Source organism: Paenibacillus sp. FA6, assembly GCF_051550225.1.
GTDB lineage: Bacteria > Bacillota > Bacilli > Paenibacillales > Paenibacillaceae > Paenibacillus_AQ.
Window position 1 is genome coordinate 3,635,088 of the sequence record NZ_CP188820.1, and the last position, 23,643, is coordinate 3,658,730.

Genomic DNA, 23,643 nt, shown 5'->3' on the forward strand with positions numbered 1-23,643 from the left:
TATTATACGATTACAGTAGCGCTTTGACACGACTAACAACATTCTCAACTGTAAAACCATATTCTTTCATAACGCGATCCCCAGGTGCAGATGCCCCAAATGTAGAAATACCTAGAATATCACCTTGATCTCCAACATATTTCTCCCATCCAAGTGGATAAGCCATTTCAACCGCAAGGCGGGCTTTCACTTCTGGCAAGATCACAGAATCTTTATACGCCTTATCTTGTTTCTCGAACAAATCCCAGCTTGGCATACTGACAACACGTACTTCAATGCCTTCTTTAGCTAGCTCTACTTGAGCCTTAACAGCTAATTGAACTTCGGAACCCGTTGCAAGAATTTGAGCTACTGGTTTGCCATTCTTCGCATCTGCAACGACATAAGCACCACGTTTGATTCCTTCACGAGCACCCTCTACAGTTGCAGCAAGAATTGGAAGGTTCTGGCGTGTCAATACTAGCGCTACCGGATTAGAAGTATTCTCGACTGTGTAAGCCCATGCTGCAGAAGTCTCATTCGCATCCGCTGGACGGATAACTGTAAGACCTGGAATAATACGTAGGGAAGCCAACTGTTCAATCGGTTCATGTGTTGGGCCATCTTCACCTACTGCGATACTATCATGCGTCAGTACATAAGTAACCGGAAGACCCATAATAGCCGCTAGACGTATAGCTGGACGTAAATAGTCGGTAAACACGAAGAATGTTCCTCCGAAAATCTTGAGGCCTTTATGCAATGCAATCCCGTTCATGGCAGCAGCCATTCCGAATTCACGCACACCATAATACACATTGCGGCCTGCATAGTCTTCCGAATTAAATGTAGGTAAGCCATTCAGGTGAGTCATCGTTGAACTCTCCAAGTCAGCAGATCCACCTAGAAGCTGTGGAACACGTCCAGTCAGACCATTCAATGCTTTACCAGAAGCCACACGAGTGGATACTGCGCTGTCTTCAGTAGTATATTTCGGAAGGTCCGCATCCCAATCCTCAGGCAAGCTATCATGGATAGCATACTCAAATTGTGCTGCAAGCTCAGGAAATGCTTGTTTGTACTTCGCATATTGCTCTTCCCATGCTTTGTAAGTAGCAATACCTTTTTCTTTTACAGTAGAGAAATGTTCACGAACTTCTTGTGGGACGTAGAAGTCTTCTTCATATACCCATTTATAGTATTCTTTAGTTAACTTAGCTTCTTCAGCACCCAGTGGAGAACCGTGAGTACCGCCACTTCCACCCTTACCTTGTTTATTCGGGCTACCGTAACCAATGACTGTCTTCACTTCGATCAACGTTGGACGCTCTGTGTCAGCTTGTGCTTCTTTGATCGCTTGCTCAATAGCCGATAGATCATTACCATCTTCTACACGCAACACTTGCCAACCATAAGCTTCGAAACGTTTCTCAACACTTTCAGAGAAGGAAAGATTAAGTTTACCGTCCAAAGAAATATCATTGGAATCATAAAGAGTAATCAACTTACCTAATTTAAGATGCGCTGCCAAAGATGCCGATTCACTTGAGATACCTTCCATCAAATCCCCATCTCCACAAATAGCATATGTGAAATGGTCAACTACTTTGAAGTTATCTTGGTTATAAGTAGCACCAAGCTGTGCTTCGGCCATCGCCATACCTACAGCCATACCGATACCTTGACCAAGTGGGCCTGTCGTAGCATCTACACCCGCTGTGTGACCGTATTCTGGGTGACCTGGAGTCAAGCTGCCCCATTGACGGAACTGTTTCAATTCTTCCATCGGAAGATCATAACCACTCAAATGTAGCAAGCTATACAACAACATTGATCCATGTCCTGCAGATAATACGAAACGGTCACGGTTGATCCATGAAGGTTCATCAGGATTGTGATTCATTGTTTTAGCAAATAGTTGATATCCCATTGGAGCAGAACCCATTGGCATACCTGGGTGTCCAGAATTCGCTTTCTCAATGGCATCAATAGCCAAAGTACGAATTGTAGTAATAGATAAATTATCAATCTTGTTATTCTCTTCTTTGTTGATTACTTGATTGTTGTCAGTCATCTTAATCCTCCTCTTACATCTGTAGAATCTTCATTGGCGGAGCCTTCTATAGCGTGTATACCGCGCTAGTATGAAATAAATCCGCTTTGAAAGTCTCAATATGACTTATTGTAACACTTGACTCAATTCATTTCCATAACCTTGTTCAGTTTTCACCTTCTGGAGATGACTTATTCCATTAATAAATAAGAAAATCTAAACCTTAAAGCCTGATTCTACCGTAATCGATCAGAAAAATAAAAATATAAGCTAGATATATCGACTGCATCACCTTAACCACCTAATTTTCACCACAAAAAGAAGAAAAATCAAAGATGGTAAATCAACAGAAATATATGTTAGACTATGAATATATATCATGAGAATGAGTCGGAACTAATAACTCCCAACAAATAACTTACTGTGATGAGATGATTTATGCGGAGGTTGATAGATATGTCTAAGGAGTATGAAGTCTATGTTCTATTAACAGATACAGGGACACTTCTTACAAAGACGATAAAGTGGTTTACCAAAGATCCTCTAAATCATGCATCGATCGCTTTTGATCGGGAATTAACAGAGGTATATAGTTTCGGTCGCAAGAATCCTCAGAACCCTTTCTTCGCAGGTTTTGTAAAGGAAGATATGAGTGGAGAATTTTTCAGACATGCCACTTGTGCGGTTTACTGTTGTAAGGTTACCTCTAAAGAATATTACAATATTCGCAATCAAATTCTTCATATGGAACTTAATCATGAACAGTATAAATATAATCTGATTGGAATGTTTGGTCTCCTACTAAATATCCAAATAAAAAGAGATCATGCTTATTTCTGTTCTCAATTCGTAGCTTCTGTATTTGAGACTAGCGGTGTTCAATTAGTCAATAAATCCTGCTTATTTGCTACTCCAGGTGACTTAATCAACGATACACATCTGCAATTAATTTATGCTGGAAAACTACGACCGTACGTTCTACCCACTAAATTACCTTTCAAACGTATAATAACGGCTTAGAAGTTGAAAATAGTAAACTTGCGAAAAGGCTTCTAAACAATAAGCTGATATCGGTATTCAACCGGTATCAGCTTGTTTTATTTTATAAAGAGTACTTGATATTACTATTCCAATGAAGAACCCAGAGATAGATGAAACGACCAAAATTCCAACAAGATTAGTACTCGAGGTGAATATTAACTTTAAAGCTATTGTTGATAGTGTTACCAGAAACACCACTGCCCAATATTTTATTTTAACTCTAGTTTTTACGCTAACATAGTTATTACTCCCCTGGCCTTTATTGAGTATGCGTAAAAGAATGATTCCCTGAAGAAGTAATCCTACGATAGATAGCGTATGTTGAAGGATTTTATATATAGGAATACCCACCATATGACCTTGCAGAAATGTATATCTAGTAACCATTAGTCCCGACTTATGAGTGAATGCATCTAATAGGACGTGCGAGTAAAATCCAGCAATTACAGAGATGATAAAAATAATCCAGCTACGTAACTTGTCCAATTTCCACTCTTGAATTATTCCATTAGCTTTTGCATCCAACTGAAATAAAGAAGATAAGTTATCCGCTAGAGGGATCTTGATCAAGTAATGAAAGACAAATGCTAACATTATACTTATTGGAATGCCTTGAATGAAAAGACCTTCTAATGAATGACCAATACTCTGAAAAGGCTCGAGTGCTATGAAATATTCAAAATCCGGAGCCATACTCCCAAGAATAATCCCTGTTAAACTAATATATTGGGGTTTCAAAACCTTTAATGGCGCGGCATACATTGGGTGTGCAAACGTAAAGGGCATCTACCTCAGTCCTTTCAATAACATTTCCTTGTTCATTTCATAACGTCTACCACCTTAAAGCCTACTAGGGAATTAAGGTGGTAGTGATCTGTCCCGACAATCACTTCTTCGAATTTACTGAGTATTCAACTCGTTAATCATGAATGACTTCCGTTCCTGCTATGAAATCATGAAGTGAGCGTTTATCTTCTCGTAAGGCTACCATAAATATGCTTACAATGATTCCGATTCCTAATGTAAGTCCGTAAACTATTCCTCCTACAATATTACGTAATAACATAGTACCTATACCAGGTGATGAAAGATCACTAACTTTTCTAATTCGTATACCGCAGATTCGCTTTCCTATTGTATATCCACCCCAGATTACAGGTAGGATCAATGAATACAACCCAGTCAAGAAATTATTCAACTGTCCTTCACTGTCCCAACCTCCAAAAATGATAGCTAGTGGAATCCCGACGATAATTCCATCTAGTACTCCTGCCCCCAACCTAACCCAGAACCCTGCTTCTCGATTCATGAAATAGCTCCTTTCTTTACATGTAATTAAAAGTGATTCATCCGCTATTTGTCCCCACCACCACTATTTCACCCTGTAAGTTCTCGTCAAGTACTAGTTCTGGATTTGAGCCAGATAGATTAGAACATAAAAAATGCACCCCCTAGAATTTCATCAGTTAAACCTAAAGGTTATTCCAATGTCTATTCTATGGGATGCACTACAACATACAGTACAGATACGAACTTATAATGTATTTCTTATTTTCTATTCTTGTGGGCGTCCGCCTGGTTCCAGACCGGATTCGGAAGCTGTCATCAACGGTTTCACAGATAGATCTGTATGTACGCGAATCTGACAAGAGAGACGGATAGTCGGATCCGTGATTTCTTTCTTCGCAAGAAGTTCTGCTTCTACCTGCCCGATAACTCCTGCGTCTCCCTCCAGAATCTCAACACGGCAAGTTGTACATCTCGCGTTCCCACCACAACGGTGTAATATATCTACCCCATTGTCTTCAAGAACGAGTACCAATTTTCTTCCTTCTTCAGCTTGAAACGAACCTTTTCCTTCTACTTGAATCGTTGGCATATGAATTACTCCCTTCGTTGATCCCCTCTATTCTACCCTATGAATACCCCATCAAGCGAGAACCAATGATAAAAGTCCATATCCGAGGCTCACTCCACTATTTCTGCTCTCAGCCTTTCACAGCACTTCCTGATACGCCTTGAATAATGAATTTCTGACCGATCAGGAACACAACGATCATTGGAATAATCCCTGCCGCTGCCGCTGCCATCATTCCATTGTAATCGACGTTGTTTTCCAAAATGAAATTTTGCAGTCCAAGTGGTACAGTATATAAATCCTTGTCTAATAGGAATACGAGGGCATTCTCATAATCATTCCAGTGCCAGGAGAAGTCAATGATTGCCAATGTAGCCAGAGCGGGCTTAGCTAGCGGTAATACAAGCTGGAAGAAAATGCGAAAGTGCCCTGCTCCGTCAATAAATGCCGCTTCTGATATTTCCATAGGTACTGAGAGAAAGAACTGCCGTAGCATGAACACTCCGAAGATCGTGAACATCCCCGGAAGAATAAGCGCCCAGTGTGTATTATAAATACCCGCCCATTCAAACATGAGGAATTTCGGAACAAATAGCACTTGTGGTGGAACCATCATCATAGACAAGTAGAGAAGGAACAGCGGTTCCCGACCTTTAAATTGGATTCGAGCAAAACCATATGCGGCAAAGGCCGACAGAAGAACGGCTCCAATCGTGCTGATGAGTGATACTTTCAAGGAGTTCAAGTAATAGATAAGAAAGCTATGCGTTCCGCTCCATACTTTAATGTGATGCTCCCAATTCAGACCGGATGGTATCCACTGGATCGGATATTTAAATACGTCTGCAGGCGACTTGAACGAGGTACTGATCATCCATATAAACGGAACAATCATTAGAAGAGCGAAACCTGACATGATCAGGGTCATCATGATTTTCCGAATGTCGATGAAGGAATCTGCTTTAATGTCTGCTATTTCCTTATGAGTCGTCTTGACCGTGATATTTGTTTTCATTCGTATTCCTCCTCAATAATGAACCCATCGTTTTTGTCCGATCCACTGCAGCAAAGTAAAGATCATAATGATCACGAACAACGCCCATGAGATCGCAGCCGCGTAGCCCATCTCATAGTAGCGGAAGGCATTCTGATAAATAAAGAGCGATAACACCGTTGTGCTGTTTCCGGGTCCGCCTTGTGTAATAGCCTGAATAATGCCAAAATTCTTGATCGTCATTATCAGTCCAGTAATGAGCAATAAAAAAGTAGTAGGACTGACGAGCGGCCAGATGATTCTACGGATAATCTGCCATGGTCGAGCGCCATCGATTTTCGCTGCTTCCATTAACTCCTCAGGAATTTCTTGTAGCGCTGCTATATAAATGATCATATTGTACCCAAGCATAAACCATATCCAGATAATATCGATCGCAAACATAGATGTTTCTACCGTAGATAGCCAGCCAGGCGGATTCGCGATACCAATTCCTCTTAGGAAACCGTTAATTGGACCTGAGGATGGCTGGAACAATAGCATCCATACAAACGCAATGGCTACACCACTCGTAATATATGGCATAAAGTACAGCGCTCTAAGTGTTTTTTGGAGATAGACCGACTTGTTCAGCGCCACAGCAACAATGAAAGACAGTAATATCGATATTGGAACTGCTAATAGAAAAATAATGGTGTTCTTTAAAGCAATATAAAACACCTCGTCTCCAAGCATCCGTGTGATATTATCTAGTCCGATAAAGTGTACCTCGGGATCCATAAACTTATAATCTGTGAACATTAGATAAAAAGAAAAGATCGCTGGTATAATAAAAAACAGTAGCACGCCGACCATATTCGGTCCGATGAAAAGGTAACCCAGTCTACTCTGTTTTTTCATCCAAGATTTATTCATTGCTCACTCACTCCTTTTGTATGTGTCATCTTTGATCAAGTATAGCAAGATGAATCCGGTCTTTTAAGGAACATAACCACCGAACTCATATCACAAGATTACGCATTTACATGCACCAGGAGAGTATTAAACGTATGGATTTGTTCTATCATTACATTAAAAAGGCGACCCTCCCCAAAATGGGGAAGATCGCCTAGAAGATAATTACTGATTAAGCTTTAGCCAAGCATTATGACGTTTTGTCATGTTCTGTACTGATTCCTCTTTAGTCTGAGCACCGAGGAAGTATTTCTCATATTCCTGGGCACGCATATCTATAATTTCCTGTGAAATGCTCCGTACAAAGGTCGGAGTCACATCATTAAACAGAACATACTCAAGCGACTCTTTATCATAGCTATCTGCATGTTCTCCGAGCAAATTATTGATCGCATCCGCCTGATCTACCTCATTCGAGGACGGTAGTCGTCCACCGGCAGCCATCGGTAACATACCTCCGTCAGCATACCATTTCAGGAATTCCCACGCAGATTCGGTATTCTTGGATTTGGCATTAATTGAAATGAAATCTCCCAATCCTCCCGATCTCACAAAATCAGCTTCATTATCTGTCAACCTTGGTACGGGTGCAAAAGCAATTTTGAAATCACGCGGAAAATCCTTCATGTTATTAGAACTACGAATCAACCATTCGCCGATGTTGATCATCGCCGATTCACCACCGAGGAACATATTTTCTACAGGCATTTTGGAGGTTAGCTGTTCCCCAAGTGGTGGAGTAGAAGCATCCTCTTTCATCATGCTGTTCATCGTTTCTAGCCATTTCGTCACGAGAGGATCATCCAGATTGGAAGTGCCATCTTCCTTAACATATCCTCTGTTGACCAAGACAGAATCAAGCGGATCCATAAACGGTACTGTATGCTGAACAAGACCGTATTTGAAGCCCACCGCTTTAAGCTTGGCAGCATATTCTCTTGCTTCATCCCATGTCCATGACTTTGGAATCGTTAGCCCAGCTTTATCCAAAGCATCTTGATTCAGTGCAAAGAAAGGAGCATTCTTCTTAGTCGGTAATCCATAATACTTATCATCTAGTTTCCATTGAGCTGCATCTGTGCCCATCTTCTCGTCGATGTTATAATCATTGAACTGACTTAGATCGAGTGCAATGCCGCCCTTTACACGTTTTTCCAAATTAGTGATCGTGTAATTTACATACAAATCAACATTTTGTCCTGTCGACAAGGCCGTATCCAGTTTGAGATTACCGTCATCATCATTTACAAAACGCACGTATTCAACCTGGATATCTGGATGCTCGGCATTCCAGGTATCGACAACTTCCTGTGGTCCATTCTCCGGAGGTACAGCCCCCCACATCGTTAGCTTCACCTGTTCCGAGCTATTCACCGCATCCTTGCCATTCCCTTTATTGCCGCCGCCACCGCATGCGCTAAGCACACCCAGCATGAGGACACATACCGTCAACACGATTAACCACTTTTTATTTCTCATTCTTGTACGACCTCCCAAATTTGAAGTGGATTTTACTTCTCATCCATCGTAGCAGGGACGTAGCATTCATTTAAGATACAAATCCACCTACCTAACCTAACAAATATACGGAGTTTATGATTTGAGAAATTGTACTTCAGACACATATTTCTTCTATTACGGAAGATGACGGTATTGACTGGGGGTGCAACCGGTCCATCGTTTAAATATTTTAATGAAATAATTATCATTTGCAAATCCGACCTTCTGGCCAATCTCATACACCGGGAAATCCGTACTCCGTAAATAATGCGCTGCCTTTTTCATACGTACTCCATGCAGATAATGGATTAACGTATATCCTGTTTTCTTTTTAAAGAGGGCACTCACATAATTTTCCCCCATCATTACAAAGCGCGACATAGATTTCACCGTTATATCACTATCGTAGTGCGCATTGATATAACCAATAATTTTATTCACTTCAGGATGGGTAACGACTAGATCGCGTACAGGCTCCAGCACCGATTGGAATCCAGAGATAGCATGTGGCAAAGATCCCTCGCTATTCGTGGAGCCAACTTCACCAATTGCTGGAACATCTGATACGTAATCCTTCTCTACGAAGCCCTCCGTAGACGGAATTCTCAGCTCCGCACCTGCCGCATCCAATTCTGCACTCACTTTGCGCAACGTATCCCGAAGGGAATTAACGCTCATCGACAGCTTTAATATATAATTGGATGCCCCATATTCCATCGCTTGCCGGACATATTCGAATTCACCCATACAAGTCAGCATAATAAATTTGGTCTCCAGCCCAGCTTCCCGTGTCTTTTTCAACAGTTCAATACCATCCAGACCCGGCATAACAATATCAGTCAACACTAAGTTTGGTTTCTCACGAGTGATGATTGCCAAAGCCTCCGTTCCGTTCCCAGACTCCCCAATGACAGTGAAGCCTAGCTCTTCCCAGCGAATAATCTCCTTCACCGATTCCCTTACGAATACTTCATCCTCCACAATCAGCACGGTCCACATGGCTTGCCCTCCTCCCACATATAGATTCTCTATTGCCGCACATAAGGTGTCGACAGTAAAAAGGGGATACTAAATCGGATCATCGTTCCTGGTGCACAATCGAGAATTTCTAGTTCGCTTTGTAATTTAAATAGCAGATGAAGCCGCATCTTAAGATTGGAAAGTCCAATTCCAGGTCTACTCCGGGTGCCTTGTATCCGGCGTGATTCCTCCATCCCAATTCCGTTATCCTCAACCTCTAGCGTGAGCAGTCCCTTATCATTTTTGTAAATTCGAATGGCAATGTGACCCCGTCCCGTCATTTGACTGACCCCGTGGCGAATCGCGTTCTCCACGAGCGGCTGTAGACTAAGTTTGGGTACTAGCGCATACTCCATTGCATCATCGAACTGGCAAATCACCTCAAAGCTATCGCGATAACGGATACGTTGGATGTGCAGATAGGCCTGCAACAGCTCAATCTCATCCTTTAAATAAACTAGCTCAACTTGTGAATTCAAAGTGACCTCAAGTAGCTTCCCTAACGACACACACATTTCAGAAATATCCTCATTCCCACTGCGAATCGCACTCCACTTTATCGTGTTCAGCGTATTCAGTAGGAAGTGCGGATTCATCTGGTCCAGCAACATCCGAAAGTGGATAGCTTCCTTTTGCCTTTCCTCCGCCTTCAGCTGATGAATAAGTTGATTTGTATCGTCAAGCATCGTATTAAAGGTTCGGGTTAGGTCCAACACCTCACCGCGGGTTCTTCCTTCAGGAATACGGATTTTCAGGTTTTTTCGCACAACATCCTTCATTTTATTCTGCAAATGAGATAAAGGACGAGTAAAGGTCGCAGAGATCATAAATGCCATCAGTACAAATGCTGCAGTGAACAGAAAAAAAGTAACAAAATAGCGCTTCTTAAGTCCCGATATTTCATCGAAAAGGATATCCAGCGGAATACGATTCACCATATACCAGTCCAGTGATTCAATATACGCATAATTGATTAAGGTACCTGACTCATCATCAGTCAAATAAGATTGTTTCGAGCTACGGACAATTTCCCCTGACACTTGAGGGGATAGGACCGAGTCCTTAGAGGATTTCGCCATGACCTCCCCCGCGCCGGTAATCAGGAAATAATCTTGATTATTAAGCGATCCCTTCAAAATAGACTGAAACCAAAAGGAATAATCAATACTGATTCGTGCCAGTCCGTACGGCTTGCCTGAAGTATCCCTCATATACGCATAGAGCGACAGCAAATACGGGCTTGAAGATACCTCATGAAGCACATTATTCTCATCTCTTGTATCCCATTGGTATAAAATCTGAGCTGCTGTCCTACCAGAAACCTCTACTCGGGGAATCTCCTTCTTTCCGATATCTGTACTTAAATGTTGCTGAAAGAGATCTAAATAACGTTCATATTGCAATGCTTGGTTCGGCAAATAGGAAGTGTAAACGCTATCATTAAAATCAAGTAAAGTGAAGTATACATAGGAATTATACAGAAAAAAACTATTATTAAGCATTTTGAATTTTTCTTCAACAATACGCTTTTTATCAAGAGAAGACATGTTGTCTGGAGAAGTCAGTACATTTCTCACCCCGGAATCCTGCTCCAGAAAGATCAGCGTCTTGAGGGCTATACTCATCTGGTCTTCCAGCGTCCCGTACATTTGCACAAGCTGTTCATGGCTCTGCTGGCTGATCTTCTCCTCCACCAGCGATTCAATCTGTCCGTAGTTATAAATATTAAGTACACTAAAGGGCAGAAGAATTAGGATAAGAAAGGCACTAAACATCCTGTATTTTAACTTTTGTGGAAAAAAGATATTCCAGTCTAGCTTCTTCATCTTATAAGGGCTCCCCATCCGTTGGTGCTTTGATTATATCATCCGCCTGAACGTCAAGACGGGATTGATACAAATTGCATTGTTTTGTTTCATTATTACTTATATTCCTGTTTGGGTTGCACATATTTGTTCTATTGGTGCGAGTTCAAAAAGTCAGCTTTTCAGCATTAAAGTGTATGCTTACGATGCTGCGTTTTTACAAAACGCTTCAGAAGATTGAATGAAGCTAGGGAGTGAGGAGCGGAGCGTAGGCAGTACCTACGTGAGCACCAGAAGGACCGGCTGAATTCAATATTCGATGTCGAATACGCCCCCCTGCTAACCTTCGTGATCAAAAGATGACTTTTTGAACAACCTCTAATTGGTTACTTCTCAGACCCGATGCTTTCGTCGGTATTCGGAAGGACTCATCCCCATGGCATTGGAGAACACCCTGCTCAAGTAGAAACCATTCTCATAGCCGCATCTTTCAGCAATTTGTGTCAGATTCAGCTCACTATCATTCAGTAGAGACCTTGCCCTTCTCAGCCTAATGGTCTTTAAATACTGAGAGGGTGTCTCATTGAACGCTTCCTGAAAACGCCTCGTAAATTGTACAGGACTTAGAGCCAAGCTCCGGGCTATTTCCTGCAGGCTAACAGCCTTACCACAACGCTCTTCAATGAATCCCGCAGCATCTGACATTAGTGCATCCTCCGTGAATTTTCGCTCTGGCACAAGTTCTTGACGGCTTTCTATATGGTGTAGCTGCCAAATATCATTCATAAGATGCATCTTCCATTGTTGTACAGAGGGGCTACTATCCTCATAAAATTGCCGTAAATAAGCATAATTCGAACTTAACCGCTTCGTATCATTAAAATGTAGCTTTACAGAGGATGGACAAGAATCCATATCCTGTACAACTTCATCACTTCGGGTGAACTGGATAAAGTGAAAGGATAGTGGAGTTACTGCTTGTCTCCAAAAGGCGATTCCTGGTGGGCATACCACCACATCTCCAAAAGAAGCCAATCCTGACTCTTCGCCAATCTTGTAGCGAAATACGCCTTCTTCGACAGCAAACACGACCCACGTATGATAACAATCACTTTGCAGAGCAAAGTGAGCCTTCTGCTTCCAATAGATATGGTTGACCAGTTTCATTCGCTCTCCTCCTATATGAAATAAAGTATATACCTAATGATACAATAGTGCATTTCAATTCGAATTCATAGCCACTATTATGAAATTATAGATATGAAGTTAATCAAAAATTCTGAATAAGAGGTGTCCGATATGAAACAAGAACTTGTTCAAAACGACATTACTGTCATTGGTGGAGGGTTGGCTGGTGTCTGTGCAGCAATTGCAGCGGCGAGACTAGGCCAACAGGTAGCGATCATCCAGAATCGCTCCGTTCTAGGAGGTAACTCTAGTAGTGAGGTACGTGTATGGGTGGTTGGAGCTACGGCACACGGTACGAACCGATATGCTAGAGAAACCGGTATTATGGGTGAGTTATTCTTAGAAAATCAGTACCGAAACCCCGAGGGGAACCCCTATTTGTGGGATCTGGTTGTGCTTGAGGCGGTTAAATCCGAAGCCAACATCACGCTTTTTCTAAATACGGATGTGCATGAGGTGGAAGCCGAGGGAGATGAGAAAGACCGTAATATTACTTCAGTCACAGGCTGGATGATGGGCTCGGAGAGAAGAATCACGTTCCAGAGTAGCATGTATCTGGACTGTACCGGTGATGGGCTCATCGGATTCTTGGCCGGTGCCAAATTTGAAATCGGTCGGGAGCCTCGCAGTCAGTATAACGAGGATTGGGCTCCCGAAGTTGCGGATAACATTACACTGGGCAGTACGATGCTATTTTATACGAAGGATGTCGGCACTCCAGTAAACTTTATTCCACCATCCTTTGCCAAGGATATTACCAAGACTTCCATTCCCATCCGCCGTGTCATTAAAAGCGGAGATTCAGGCTGCCATTACTGGTGGATTGAATGGGGCGGCGAGCATGATACGGTTCACGATAACGAGTTGATCCGTGACGAATTGTGGTCCGTCATCTATGGTATCTGGGATTATATCAAAAACTCCGGCAAGTTCGATGCCGACAACATGACACTCGAATGGGTCGGATCCGTGCCGGGTAAACGAGAATACAGACGTTTTATTGGAGATTATGTATTGAATCAAAATGATATTATGGCACAAAATGATTTCGCCGACGGTGTAGCTTTTGGCGGCTGGTCCATTGATTTGCATCCGCCGCAAGGCATGTACGCTGATGCAAGTGGCTCCAAGCATTTGCATGCTGATGGAATCTACCATATCCCATTCCGGTCCCTGTATTCTGTGAACGTTCGGAACATGCTGATGGCCGGGCGTGATATCAGTGCTTCACATGTTGCCTTCGGTACGACACGTGTCATGGCAACATGTGCCGTCATGGGCGAAGCTGCTGGTACGGGTGCGGCCCTGTGTGCAATCAAGGGTATTACGCCACGACAGCTTCATAACGATCATCTTGAAGAATTAAAACAATCATTACTTCTCCAAGATGCTTCAATCATCGGTCTTCAGAACAGTGATGACAGAGACTTGGCCCGGCAAGCACGGGTAACGGCTTCCAGTACACAAACGACAATCGAAATTAATCGCCCTGAAGAAGCCTTCCCATTGGTTCAAGATGTTGCGATTCTGTTTCCCGTCGAACCTGGATTGTCAGGATTACATCTGCTGATTGACGCAGACAAGGCTACTGAGATCCAGCTTGAACTTTGGGATACCGGACGTAAGGAGAACTACGTGCCGCATACACTCCAAGCTTCTGCAACTTCTATCGTAAATCCAGGAGAGCAGCAATGGGCCTTCTTCGATCTTGAATGGCACCCTGAAGAAGCTCAAAATGCTTTTATAGTTGTAAAAGAAAATGAAAATGTCACGCTATATCATTCTGAGCAGCCTCTAAGTGGTACCTTAATATTCTTCGAAAACAAGGGACACACCGTTTCAAAAGATCTCGAGGATCATTCTCCAGACCAACCCGTAGTTAAATGGCAAATGAAATACAAGTCACGTCAACCTTTCTGTTTCCGTGTTGGAACTCCTACTGCTGCTTTCACACCGGACAAAGTCATCAATGGCTATCATCGCCCCTTTGGCGGTCCGCAGCAGTGGATGTCAGCACCGATGTCGGATGGTACGCCAGAATGGCTTCAGCTTCAGTGGGAGAAAGAACAGACGTTGGTTGAAATTCATCTGACCTTCAACGATGATGTCAATGAAGACCTCGTTAACCTGCATCATCACCGGACTCCTTTCACAATAATCCCAGAGCTAGTCCGGAGCTATAGAGTAGAGGCTCGTTCAACTGGAGGAGATTGGACGGAAGTCATTCGCGGCGTGGATAACCATAGACGCAAAGTTATTCACCGTCTATCAGAACCCATTCAAGCTGAAAGTCTCAAGGTTATTATTGAGTCAACCAATGGGAGTCAGCACGCGGAATTAATTGAAATTCGGGCTTATGGGGCTTATGTGTAAATCAAGCGAGCTGCAGATTTCAAAGAATTAACCCGTTCAGCAGACGAGTGAATAGGAGCAATACCAATAAGGAGCTGTTCCAGAAGTCCATTAGGACTCTTCTGGAACAGCTCCTTTGTCTAATACATCACATTAGCGCGAATTGCGTTTCTTCGCGGCGAGCAGGCGGTCCATCGAAGTGGATCCCACTTGATCCTGCGGCAGCCAAGCCTGTTCTACCGGCGGCGTAGTAGGCGCCGCCGGTACTTCTGAAGCCGGCTCACGCCCGGCTTCCTGCGGGCGGCGCCCGCCAGCACCGCCACGTTCCGCGGGCGGTGCTGCTTGCGGCGGCGGTGAGGCTACGCCACCGCCGCCGTAAAAGGCTGCGGCGCGTTCCTTGCGCGCCGCAAGCCGGGTCATGCCGGCGGCTGGCGCAGCCTCACCGGCAGGGACGGCCCGTCGCCGCAGGATAGCGGCGAGCCGGGCCCCTATCACAGCCCATGGTAGTGCCAAGCGGCGCACTGCGATGTCTGCGACCCAGAGCAACAACGCTGCTACAAGTAGCGCGGATTTTAAATTGTGGAGCATACGGCTAGGTCTAGCCTTTGGCGCGAATAGCTCCTCAGGCTGATCCCATGATAACATGCGCCCTCCTGTAAGTTCGGCAAGACGACTAAGAACCTGCTTCGAATCGCCATTGCCAATGCGATACTCTGGGGAATAAGGTACGATAAATCCAGTGCCCGGAGCAACAATCTTATCGCTATCTCCAGTACTATCCACTAAAGACAACATAAATGCTCCAGGTTGATCGACCATCAACTCACCGGAGTATTGACCCGGCGATTCTTGATATAAAGTCACTTCCCGCTCCTTCAAATCCTCGCCCGTCACGATCGCAGTCATTTGATCCGGTGCCGATTCCTCCCCATTAGCAACTACCTGTAATTGAACTTGGTTACCAGCTACCTCTGTCTTTATATCATAGGGAGATGCTGTGAATTGCGGGAAGGTCCACTTAATCATCTGCGTCAGAACATCTGCGAAAGCTGACCATGACACCCATTCCTTAGACCATTTACCCGTTAGATCGCTCGTCCATGCCACAGTCCGTCCTGATCCATACTGCCATCTAGAGAGCAGTGGATCCGGTTCTGGACTCACAAGAACCGTCTGTGCAGTTGGTTTAGCAGTGGTCGCCACATAACCGTTCACCATTGGTAATCCAGCTTCGAATAACGCCCGCCAATCCCCCGCGTCCAGCACAGCAGGAATGAAAGGCTTATCCACTATATAGGACTGAGCCATCATTACCGCTTCACGACTAAAGATTGCTGGAATCGTTGATGGATCTTGCACGAAGTAATATCTTCCCTTGGCAGCATCAGCTAAGGTTTGCAATAACACCGTATCGACATCCTCCCCCACAGCTACGGATGAGAGCGTCATATGATCGCCTTTCATTTGCTGTATAAGCCCATCATAGGCCCCGTTACCCGCTGATTGCCCATCCGTCATAAGGATAATATGCTTTCGTTGTGCTTCAACAAGTAGTAATTCTTGTACAGCGGAACTTAAAGCTGGATAAATATCCGTTCCACCCTGCGGTTGAATAGACTGAATTAGGCCAAGTACCTCATCCTTGTTCGTCATTTTCTGAGGGGTAACCACCCACCATGGCTGACTGTCAAATGCAACAACACCAACCGTATCCTTAGGACGCAACAGCTCTACTGTTCTCATCGCTGCTTCCTTAGCTAGCTCTATTTTGTCTCCACCCATACTTCCTGAGCGGTCAATCACCAGAATCAGTCCTAAGGATGGAATTTCTCGTTTCCCTTCAAGGTCCATCGATACAGGTAAGGCTTTCTCAATAGGTGTCTTGAAATATCCGCCCATTCCAAAGCTCTCTTCTCCGCCAGCCATCATGAACCCAATTCCATAGCTTCTGACAGCCTGCTCAATTAGCTCCATCTGACGTCCACCCACTTGATTGCCTGATACATTATTGAACACAATACTATCGTACGCTCCATATTTGGCTAACTCAGAAGGTATTAGTTCAGGTGCAATCACATCATATTGAATAAGCCCAGAAGACAGAGCGGACGTAATATTCCCCGATGTCCCTGCTTCACCTTCCACAACTAGCACTTTAGGAGGACCTTCCACTCGAGTAAACGTATACCCTGCATTATTGGCTGATTGCTCATCCCCGTTCATGAAGATTTCAGCACGATAACGATGAAGCCCTGTCGTTTTGGCCAATCCTTTCATACCATAACGGTTATCCCCGGGCGTTACCTCTACCTTTTGTCTTCCAATTTCACGATTGTCTTCATATAGACGAAGCTCCCCTGTGGTCTCATACGTACTCCGCAGCATAACCTCGAAATAAAAAGATTCCGCTTGATACAGCTTATCCGGAACGATGAGTTCTTCAACGGCTACATCGTTCATTGCAGGTTGTGGTGACTCCAATATATCCACAGCAATACCACGGTCCTTCAACAGCCTTCCTGCCGCGAGCATGCTACCCACATTCTCTTCTCCATCCGTGATCATCACAATACGTGAATCCCCTTCGTTACTCAGAAGACTGCTACTTAGCTGCATCCCAGCTTCTAAATTACTGAATTCCCGCTTAAGCGAAGCGTTCAGCTGAACCTGATCCATCTTTGATGCTGAGGGCTTACGCTCAACAGCAGCCCCCAATCCTGAAGACACAATCGAGATGAGATCTTCCTGTTCTTTATATTCAGCCGATTGCTGAATCCAATGCTGTAACTGCTCTCCATCAGACATACTGAAAGAACGATCAGCAAGGTAGACAACTTCTTTTTGATAGAGATCAGTATACGATTGAAGCCCTGATAACATCAGAACAAGTAACATTAATATCGTTGAACGAATACCAATAGCCCATTTCTTGCGAGTAGCAGACAACCTGAAATCGGATTTATAGGAATACACCATAAGCCCAGTAAGAGGAATAAGTAATAATAACAGCCAAGGATGACTAAATTGAACGCCCACGCTGATACACCCCCCATTCCAATAGCATGATCACGAGCGCAGCCGCAGCTACAATCCACATCAGTGACATCGGCACCTGCCCCTCGTCAGCCTTATTCCTCGCCCTGTCATTCTGCTCTGCTTCACCCATTGTTGCCTTCGAGTCCGTTATTTCTTGAGTAAACGATAAGGCTGTCTTCTCTCCAATAGCTCCTTCGAAAGGATCCGCGGCTACATCTACCCAATAACTCGACTTGTTCCCCTCTGCATCCTGTTGTTCGAAGGCATATAACCCAGGAACGGCAGGTGTCTTCTGAAGCGTTGTGTAGCCTCTTAACCCTTGATCAGCATCTATTGGATCTATTCCCTTAGATAAGGCCAATCCACCTTGAGCAACCCATTGCGCCTTCGTAACTTCAGCAGATATTGGGATGTCTAAGCTCCCCCCCGCGATCACTCTTCCAAGACCGTATCCTTCTCCGCTAGTCAACCACGAGACAGCATTATTCACCATGATTGGAAATTCAGCAGACAATGGGAGATCCGTATCTTCTAACTTAAAAAGAAAAGATAATCGTGAATGTCCGCCCAACTTACCTGCATAAACAGCCGGTTTACTCCCAATCTCTATAATCGGATCCCCCCAATCAGGATCGTCTCTCTCTAGAACTGCACCGAAGTATATTCCTGAAAGTGAGAGGTATTTGGTCATCTCATGATTGTGTAGCTTAGCCTTCTCCCCACCTACCTTCACTTCTTTTCCTATTCCACCGATCGTCCATAACGGTGTCTTACTAAGCAGCTTCTCCCATTCACCCTTGCTTACGAAATTCGGTATATCTCCATCTACAATAATCAGATCAGGCGCTTCCTTCGGAACAGGAGGTGATGACATATCCATCTCCCCATCTTCCTGCATAGGTGCATCGCTTCCTGTACCTTGAATAATCATCTTAGTAATCTCCGCCCCGGTTAACTGGAGAGCTTTCTCCAAGAACAGATTCCCTGATGATAGAAATAATACCCGTGGAGTTGAACTTTTACTGCTAAATGCAAAAGAAGTATTATCAGCTTCATAAGCATCCACACCATGTAACTCTAGACGATACACTTCCGCATCTTGTAGATGTTCTAGTCTGAGCGTAGCCGTGCCATCTTCATGCCAATCAGCAGTCTGCGTTACTAATAATTGATCGTCTCCATATACACTGTATTCTATAGGTCTGGTCTCCCCTACCGTACTTTCCAAGACGGCTACCGCCGTGCTACCCGTAGATTGATGCTGTACACCGAATTGTTTGATCGCAATATTCCGTAATGGGGATGCTTCGATATCAATGACCCTGCTAGGTACTTGAAAAGATATCCCTTCCCCATCACCCTTCCACTGGCCATCTGTAAACACAATAACTTCAGCATCTTGTTCATCCCGAGTTAATGCCGAAGCAAGCGAAATGGTTTCTTGATAAGCCGATTTACCGTAATAAGGTTGAAGACCATCCAGAGCTTCCTCAACACGAGTATGACTCTTCTCCCGAGACAAGATGACTTGTGGCTCTGAGTCCATGCTTAACAGTGTGATTTCACTCCCCTTGGCATGGTCCTTCAAATAATCTTTTACCTGCGACTTTAAAAGATCCATCCGCGTCATCTCTTGATTCGAATGTTCACCCTCAGCATCAGGCTCTGCTGTCTTTGCACTCATGCTGCCTGAGGTATCAGCAACAATGACCACATGACCTTTAGCGTTATCGGACACCCACCCGTATGGCTGCATCAATGCAAACACAAGTAAAGCCGCTACTATGAGCTGTAACCACAGCAATAACCTGCTCTGTAATTTCTGCCAAGGACGATTAGCTTCGATATTCCGAAGGACTCGTTCCCATAGAAGATGACTCGGTACTAACGTATCTATAAATTTTCGTTTCAACAAATACATCAGCAGTATAGCTGGTATGCTTAGACCGAACACCATCCCAAGCCATGACCCGATCCCCACATTTAGTTCCTCCTAAAAGTTTTGCGAAGCAAAACTACTTCGTAAGCGTATACTTAGTTTTGCGAAGCAAAACTGACTTCGAAAGCACGCCCTAAACTTTGCGTAGTATGACTCACTACTATGTCTTTACTAGCCCCGACTCCGCTAATATTCCAAATACAGCTTGCTGCAAGGGCATATCATTAGGAATAAGAACATAAGAAATTCCACGTTCTGCTGCATAACTTGATAGATTGTTCCGGTATTTATCCCACTCTGCTCGATATGCCTGTAATACTTTTCCTGTTAAAGCTACATCCTTACCTGCCCCAATCTCGCTATCTACGAGCCTTAGATCTCCGCTCAACGATGGGTCCATTTCCTCTTGTGAGACGATATGTACAAGTACCACTTCTTGACCCGCACCAGCAAGACGAGATAAGGCATTTGCAATCTCCTCTTCTCCATCACGGAGCCAGAAATCCGAGAAGATCCACGTCATTCCCGGTAATCGCGGAATTGCCCCAGGCTCACCCAGACTTGCAGCTAAGCTACCTTCTCCACCTACAGCTGCGTCTTCTAGAAACTGAAACAACCGATGAACGGCTCCACGACCTCTTAATACAGGAAGACGAGAATCTAATGAGCTACTGTAGCAGGCTGCTTGTACACGCTCATATGAACATAATGCTATATACCCTATACTTGCTGCTAACTGCTTGGCATATTGTAGCTTACTCGGAATTTCATTGTTGCCTCCTGAAATCCCCTTTACTGTTCGTTCACCGAAATCCATTGATTTTGAGCAGTCTACATACACACTAACCATCAATTCCTGTTCATCCATGAATTGTCTAATAAATGGCTTGCCGGTACGTGAGTACACACCCCAATCGAACCGACGGATATCATCTCCAGCACTATATGGACGATAATCAGCAAATTCAAGCGATGATCCCAAACGGCGAGAACGACGTTTCCCCTGCAACGTACCCGCTACTCTCCTACCCGCACCCAAACTCAATCTCTCTAGGCGAGGGAGCCACTCCGGTGGTAGTAAATATTGCCCATTCATGTTCTACCTCCAAGCGTATCCAATATTTCTTGAATGATCTGATCTGTCGTAATCCCCCTTGCCTGTCCTTCGAAATTCAAAAAGATGCGATGTCTTAGTGCAGGAATAGCTACAGCATGAATATCCCCCGTAGAGAGGTGCATTCTGCCATGACATATAGCACGAATCTTCCCCGTAGAGATCATGGATTGGATTCCACGCGGTCCAGATCCGAACCTTACATTCTTACGCACACCTTCCGGAGCTGAATCTTCTTCAGGATGCGTCATCATCATAAGTCTTACGGCATAATCAAGCACTTCTTCCGCAACCAGCACTTCTCGTGCTCCACGCTGAATTTCCATAAGTTCCGAAGCGCTTGCCTGTTTACTCACGACTGCCTGATGCGAGGAAGTCGTTCTCCGCACGATTTCCTTTAGTTCTTCTGCATTGGGATAAGGAACTAGAATCTTCAACTGAAAGCGATCTAGCTGTGCCTCTGGCAATGGATAAGTTCCTTCATTCTCCAATGGATTCTGTGTAGCCAATACAAAGAATGGCTGTGGTAATTGATGCGTGTCATTACCAATCGTAACGGTATGTTCCTGCATCGCTTCTAGCAAGGCACTCTGAGTTTTCGGTGTAGCCCGGTTAATTTCATCTGCAAGGACAATGCTACTGAATATCGGTCCGCTTTGAAAAGTCATCCCCGTCACACCTTGATTCCCAAACGAGAGAACTTGCGTACCTGTAATATCACTCGGCATCAAATCCGGCGTAAATTGAATCCGTGAAAAGGATAAATCCAAACTATCGGCAATCGTACGTACTAGCATCGTTTTACCAAGTCCAGGTATTCCTTCTAACAAGGCATGTCCCCCTGCGAATATGCACCATAACATCTGCTCAACTACCTCATGCTGGCCAACAATAATTTCCCCAATCTGCTCACGTACGCGAGAAATGGTTTCTTTCCACACCTCAGGCTGTATCTTTATTTCAGGCATATTTTCTCTGTCCTCCTCAAAAGTCTTATTCATCGATTAGGATTAATCGAGGTGAAATAACTTTCTACCAACCCCTGCATTTGCTGGGGCAGATCACTTCTACCAATCGTCTTCTTGGCTTCTGTTGCATAATCCTCATATACTTCTTCATAGGGACGACTAGCACCATCGATCATGGGAGATGTTCCACCTTTCTGAATATCTCCACCCCCACCTTGAGTAGGGCCGCCGTCACTTTGTAGCCCAGCTTTCCCATCCAAAGAACGCGGTGTTGTCACTAGCTCACGGTTACCTGCTCCTAGCCCTGCCCCCGAACCAGTTCCTGTCCCGCCGCCTCCACTACCACCTTGCCCTGAGCCACTTCCCTGGCCCGAACCACTACCACTTCCTTGACCAGATCCACTGCCCTCACCCGTACCCGATCCTGGCGAACTACCTTCCCCTAGCGCTGCTCCTTGCCCTTCGCTTGGCTCACCTTCACTCGGGTTACCCGCCGCTGACGCTTGAGCAAGCATCTCGGCGCTGCCTCCACTACTCCATGTATCCGAGTAAGCAAGACCAGCTACAGCCATTTGATCAGCAAGACCTAATCCCTGTTGTGCTAATGCTGCGCTGAGCGCTGAGGCTAGATCTGATTGCTCTATAGCTTGCAACTTCGCTTCAATTGCTTTGGATAACTCATCTGCTAGCTGTTGCAAAGCTTGTTCTTGTTCCGCAGCATCGCCCTTCTCTAACGCCTGTTCCAATTGCTTCAGAGCATCTTTTATCTGCTTATTCTCAGAATTTGCAGGTGTTTCTTTAGCAAGTTTATTTAAAGATTCCCGTAACTTTTCTTTCTCTTCTGAAGACAGCTTACGCATCTCATTCTTCAAAGTACTCACCGATTTCTGAAGCTCGTCTTTACTATGATTTAATAGACTCTTAGCAAGCGAAGACAACTGAGATACTTGTCGCATTTTCTCCGCCATCTCAGATAAGGATTTCTCCTTCATCTCCTGTTGCTTTGCCAACTTCTCCATTGCCTTCATACTTTTCTCCAATTGATCAAGAGCCTGCGTAGGATCCTTCTGTCCATTTAAGTCCTTTTGCAACTGATCCAACTGTTCTTGAAGAGGTTGCTTGACTAGTGATGCAAGCTTTGACGTCTGCAACTTCTTAGCCAACTCCTCAACTTGTTTCTCTTGTGTCTTAACCCATTCTTGTTGTTTCTTAGCTTCAGCGAGCACCTTATCTTGTGGATTCGGAAGGATGGCAATGATCAGAACGACGATAAACATCGAAGCACAGATGATCCAAAGCTTGCGTCTTCTCGGTCGAGGTAGTCGTTTCTTCATAGTTGAAGTAAACTGCTGTCCATACTTTGCAGCCTGTTTCCTCTGCCAATGAACTGCTGAGTTCTCCATATCCTTGAACGACAAGGCTGTTACCATCATGTCGCTGCGTTCTTGTCCAAGAGTGAACTCATCCATCGTACTCGCCGCTTTGGTTACGTTAATACGATGGATCCAGCCCCATACTAGCCCTACAATGACACATAGAGCAAATATGCCAACAACCCAATATCGCACATGTTCAATAGGCCATATCCTAGCTACCAATAACAAGATAAGTCCCATCATTAATCCACAAAGACAACCATAACCCCCATAGATCAGCACACGAAATAACTGCAATCTTCTACGAGTCATAGCTACGGAATGTTGAACCACCTGCATATGATCGTGCACCTGCCTAGCATCGGATACATCATTTCCTACCTGCTGATTACGGCTAGCGTTTACTGGATCATTCTGTTCATCCATTCTTCTCACCCCCCTTTTTTTCGAATACGAGTATTTCATC

17 protein-coding genes are annotated in these 23,643 nt (G+C 44.3%); 2 read left to right on the top strand and 15 right to left on the bottom strand.

Annotated features, from left to right (window positions below):
- Positions 1-10 precede the first annotated feature (10 nt).
- Positions 11-2,053, bottom strand: a complete 2,043-nt coding sequence (gene tkt / locus ACP8HI_RS17030; protein WP_438347392.1) for a transketolase — start codon at positions 2,051-2,053, stop codon at positions 11-13.
- A 435-nt stretch (positions 2,054-2,488) separates the two neighbouring features.
- Here tkt and ACP8HI_RS17035 point away from each other — a divergent pair, with 435 nt between their 5' ends.
- Positions 2,489-3,052: a hypothetical protein gene (locus ACP8HI_RS17035; protein ID WP_438347393.1), complete on the top strand. Its 564-nt coding sequence runs from the start codon at positions 2,489-2,491 to the stop codon at positions 3,050-3,052.
- A gap of 57 nt (positions 3,053-3,109) precedes the next feature.
- Here ACP8HI_RS17035 and ACP8HI_RS17040 read toward each other — a convergent pair whose 3' ends face one another.
- From ACP8HI_RS17040 to ACP8HI_RS17080, 9 genes are all read right to left on the bottom strand, one after another.
- Positions 3,110-3,859 carry a DUF4184 family protein gene (locus ACP8HI_RS17040; RefSeq protein ID WP_438347394.1) on the bottom strand — a complete coding sequence of 250 codons (750 nt, stop codon included), beginning with the start codon at positions 3,857-3,859 and terminating at the stop codon, positions 3,110-3,112.
- 133 nt (positions 3,860-3,992) lie between these two features.
- Positions 3,993-4,382 (bottom strand): RDD family protein, encoded by a 390-nt coding sequence (locus ACP8HI_RS17045; RefSeq protein WP_438347395.1) that lies wholly within the window; start codon positions 4,380-4,382, stop codon positions 3,993-3,995.
- A gap of 246 nt (positions 4,383-4,628) precedes the next feature.
- The gene (locus ACP8HI_RS17050; protein ID WP_438347396.1) at positions 4,629-4,952 is read right to left on the bottom strand and encodes a 2Fe-2S iron-sulfur cluster-binding protein; all 324 of its coding nucleotides are present in this window, start codon (positions 4,950-4,952) and stop codon (positions 4,629-4,631) included.
- Between the two features lie 109 nt (positions 4,953-5,061).
- Positions 5,062-5,862: a carbohydrate ABC transporter permease gene (locus tag ACP8HI_RS17055; protein ID WP_438351871.1), complete on the bottom strand. Its 801-nt coding sequence runs from the start codon at positions 5,860-5,862 to the stop codon at positions 5,062-5,064.
- A 96-nt stretch (positions 5,863-5,958) separates the two neighbouring features.
- Entirely contained in the window at positions 5,959-6,840 is an 882-nt protein-coding gene (locus tag ACP8HI_RS17060) for a carbohydrate ABC transporter permease (protein WP_438347397.1), read from the bottom strand.
- 204 nt (positions 6,841-7,044) lie between these two features.
- Positions 7,045-8,358 (bottom strand): ABC transporter substrate-binding protein, encoded by a 1,314-nt coding sequence (locus ACP8HI_RS17065; protein WP_438347398.1) that lies wholly within the window; start codon positions 8,356-8,358, stop codon positions 7,045-7,047.
- 156 nt (positions 8,359-8,514) lie between these two features.
- The gene (locus tag ACP8HI_RS17070; RefSeq protein WP_438347399.1) at positions 8,515-9,378 is read right to left on the bottom strand and encodes a response regulator transcription factor; all 864 of its coding nucleotides are present in this window, start codon (positions 9,376-9,378) and stop codon (positions 8,515-8,517) included.
- A gap of 29 nt (positions 9,379-9,407) precedes the next feature.
- Positions 9,408-11,225: a cache domain-containing sensor histidine kinase gene (locus tag ACP8HI_RS17075; RefSeq protein ID WP_438347400.1), complete on the bottom strand. Its 1,818-nt coding sequence runs from the start codon at positions 11,223-11,225 to the stop codon at positions 9,408-9,410.
- Positions 11,226-11,597: 372 nt separating this feature from the next.
- On the bottom strand, positions 11,598-12,371 hold the full coding sequence (locus ACP8HI_RS17080; RefSeq protein ID WP_438347401.1) for a helix-turn-helix domain-containing protein: 774 nt from the start codon (positions 12,369-12,371) through the stop codon (positions 11,598-11,600).
- A gap of 132 nt (positions 12,372-12,503) precedes the next feature.
- Between ACP8HI_RS17080 and ACP8HI_RS17085 the strand changes: the two genes are divergently transcribed.
- Positions 12,504-14,765 (top strand): FAD-dependent oxidoreductase, encoded by a 2,262-nt coding sequence (locus ACP8HI_RS17085; RefSeq protein WP_438347402.1) that lies wholly within the window; start codon positions 12,504-12,506, stop codon positions 14,763-14,765.
- Positions 14,766-14,897: 132 nt separating this feature from the next.
- Here ACP8HI_RS17085 and ACP8HI_RS17090 read toward each other — a convergent pair whose 3' ends face one another.
- The 5 genes from ACP8HI_RS17090 to ACP8HI_RS17110 form a co-directional block, all read right to left on the bottom strand.
- The gene (locus ACP8HI_RS17090) at positions 14,898-17,780 is read right to left on the bottom strand and encodes a VWA domain-containing protein (protein WP_438347403.1); all 2,883 of its coding nucleotides are present in this window, start codon (positions 17,778-17,780) and stop codon (positions 14,898-14,900) included.
- The gene (locus ACP8HI_RS17095) at positions 17,764-19,761 is read right to left on the bottom strand and encodes a vWA domain-containing protein (RefSeq protein ID WP_438347404.1); all 1,998 of its coding nucleotides are present in this window, start codon (positions 19,759-19,761) and stop codon (positions 17,764-17,766) included. The genes ACP8HI_RS17090 and ACP8HI_RS17095 overlap by 17 nt, the downstream gene beginning before the upstream one ends.
- Before the next feature lie 118 nt (positions 19,762-19,879).
- Entirely contained in the window at positions 19,880-20,815 is a 936-nt protein-coding gene (locus tag ACP8HI_RS17100; protein ID WP_438347405.1) for a DUF58 domain-containing protein, read from the bottom strand.
- Positions 20,812-21,801, bottom strand: coding sequence for an AAA family ATPase (locus tag ACP8HI_RS17105; RefSeq protein ID WP_438347406.1), 990 nt, complete (start codon positions 21,799-21,801; stop codon positions 20,812-20,814). The genes ACP8HI_RS17100 and ACP8HI_RS17105 overlap by 4 nt, the downstream gene beginning before the upstream one ends.
- Positions 21,802-21,830: 29 nt before the next feature.
- Entirely contained in the window at positions 21,831-23,603 is a 1,773-nt protein-coding gene (locus tag ACP8HI_RS17110) for a phage tail tape measure protein (protein WP_438347407.1), read from the bottom strand.
- Between the last annotated feature and the right edge of the window lie 40 nt (positions 23,604-23,643).

Bases quoted from the DNA above. Each gene is read 5' to 3' on its own strand.
- tkt (WP_438347392.1), bottom strand. From the start codon at position 2,053: ATGACTGACAACAATCAAGTAATCAACAAAGAAGAGAATAACAAGATT.
- ACP8HI_RS17035 (WP_438347393.1), top strand. From the start codon at position 2,489: ATGTCTAAGGAGTATGAAGTCTATGTTCTATTAACAGATACAGGGACA.
- ACP8HI_RS17040 (WP_438347394.1), bottom strand. From the start codon at position 3,859: ATGCCCTTTACGTTTGCACACCCAATGTATGCCGCGCCATTAAAGGTT.
- ACP8HI_RS17045 (WP_438347395.1), bottom strand. From the start codon at position 4,382: ATGAATCGAGAAGCAGGGTTCTGGGTTAGGTTGGGGGCAGGAGTACTA.
- ACP8HI_RS17050 (WP_438347396.1), bottom strand. From the start codon at position 4,952: ATGCCAACGATTCAAGTAGAAGGAAAAGGTTCGTTTCAAGCTGAAGAA.
- ACP8HI_RS17055 (WP_438351871.1), bottom strand. From the start codon at position 5,862: ATGATGACCCTGATCATGTCAGGTTTCGCTCTTCTAATGATTGTTCCG.
- ACP8HI_RS17060 (WP_438347397.1), bottom strand. From the start codon at position 6,840: ATGAATAAATCTTGGATGAAAAAACAGAGTAGACTGGGTTACCTTTTC.
- ACP8HI_RS17065 (WP_438347398.1), bottom strand. From the start codon at position 8,358: ATGAGAAATAAAAAGTGGTTAATCGTGTTGACGGTATGTGTCCTCATG.
- ACP8HI_RS17070 (WP_438347399.1), bottom strand. From the start codon at position 9,378: ATGTGGACCGTGCTGATTGTGGAGGATGAAGTATTCGTAAGGGAATCG.
- ACP8HI_RS17075 (WP_438347400.1), bottom strand. From the start codon at position 11,225: ATGAAGAAGCTAGACTGGAATATCTTTTTTCCACAAAAGTTAAAATAC.
- ACP8HI_RS17080 (WP_438347401.1), bottom strand. From the start codon at position 12,371: ATGAAACTGGTCAACCATATCTATTGGAAGCAGAAGGCTCACTTTGCT.
- ACP8HI_RS17085 (WP_438347402.1), top strand. From the start codon at position 12,504: ATGAAACAAGAACTTGTTCAAAACGACATTACTGTCATTGGTGGAGGG.
- ACP8HI_RS17100 (WP_438347405.1), bottom strand. From the start codon at position 20,815: ATGAATGGGCAATATTTACTACCACCGGAGTGGCTCCCTCGCCTAGAG.
- ACP8HI_RS17105 (WP_438347406.1), bottom strand. From the start codon at position 21,801: ATGCCTGAAATAAAGATACAGCCTGAGGTGTGGAAAGAAACCATTTCT.
- ACP8HI_RS17110 (WP_438347407.1), bottom strand. From the start codon at position 23,603: ATGGATGAACAGAATGATCCAGTAAACGCTAGCCGTAATCAGCAGGTA.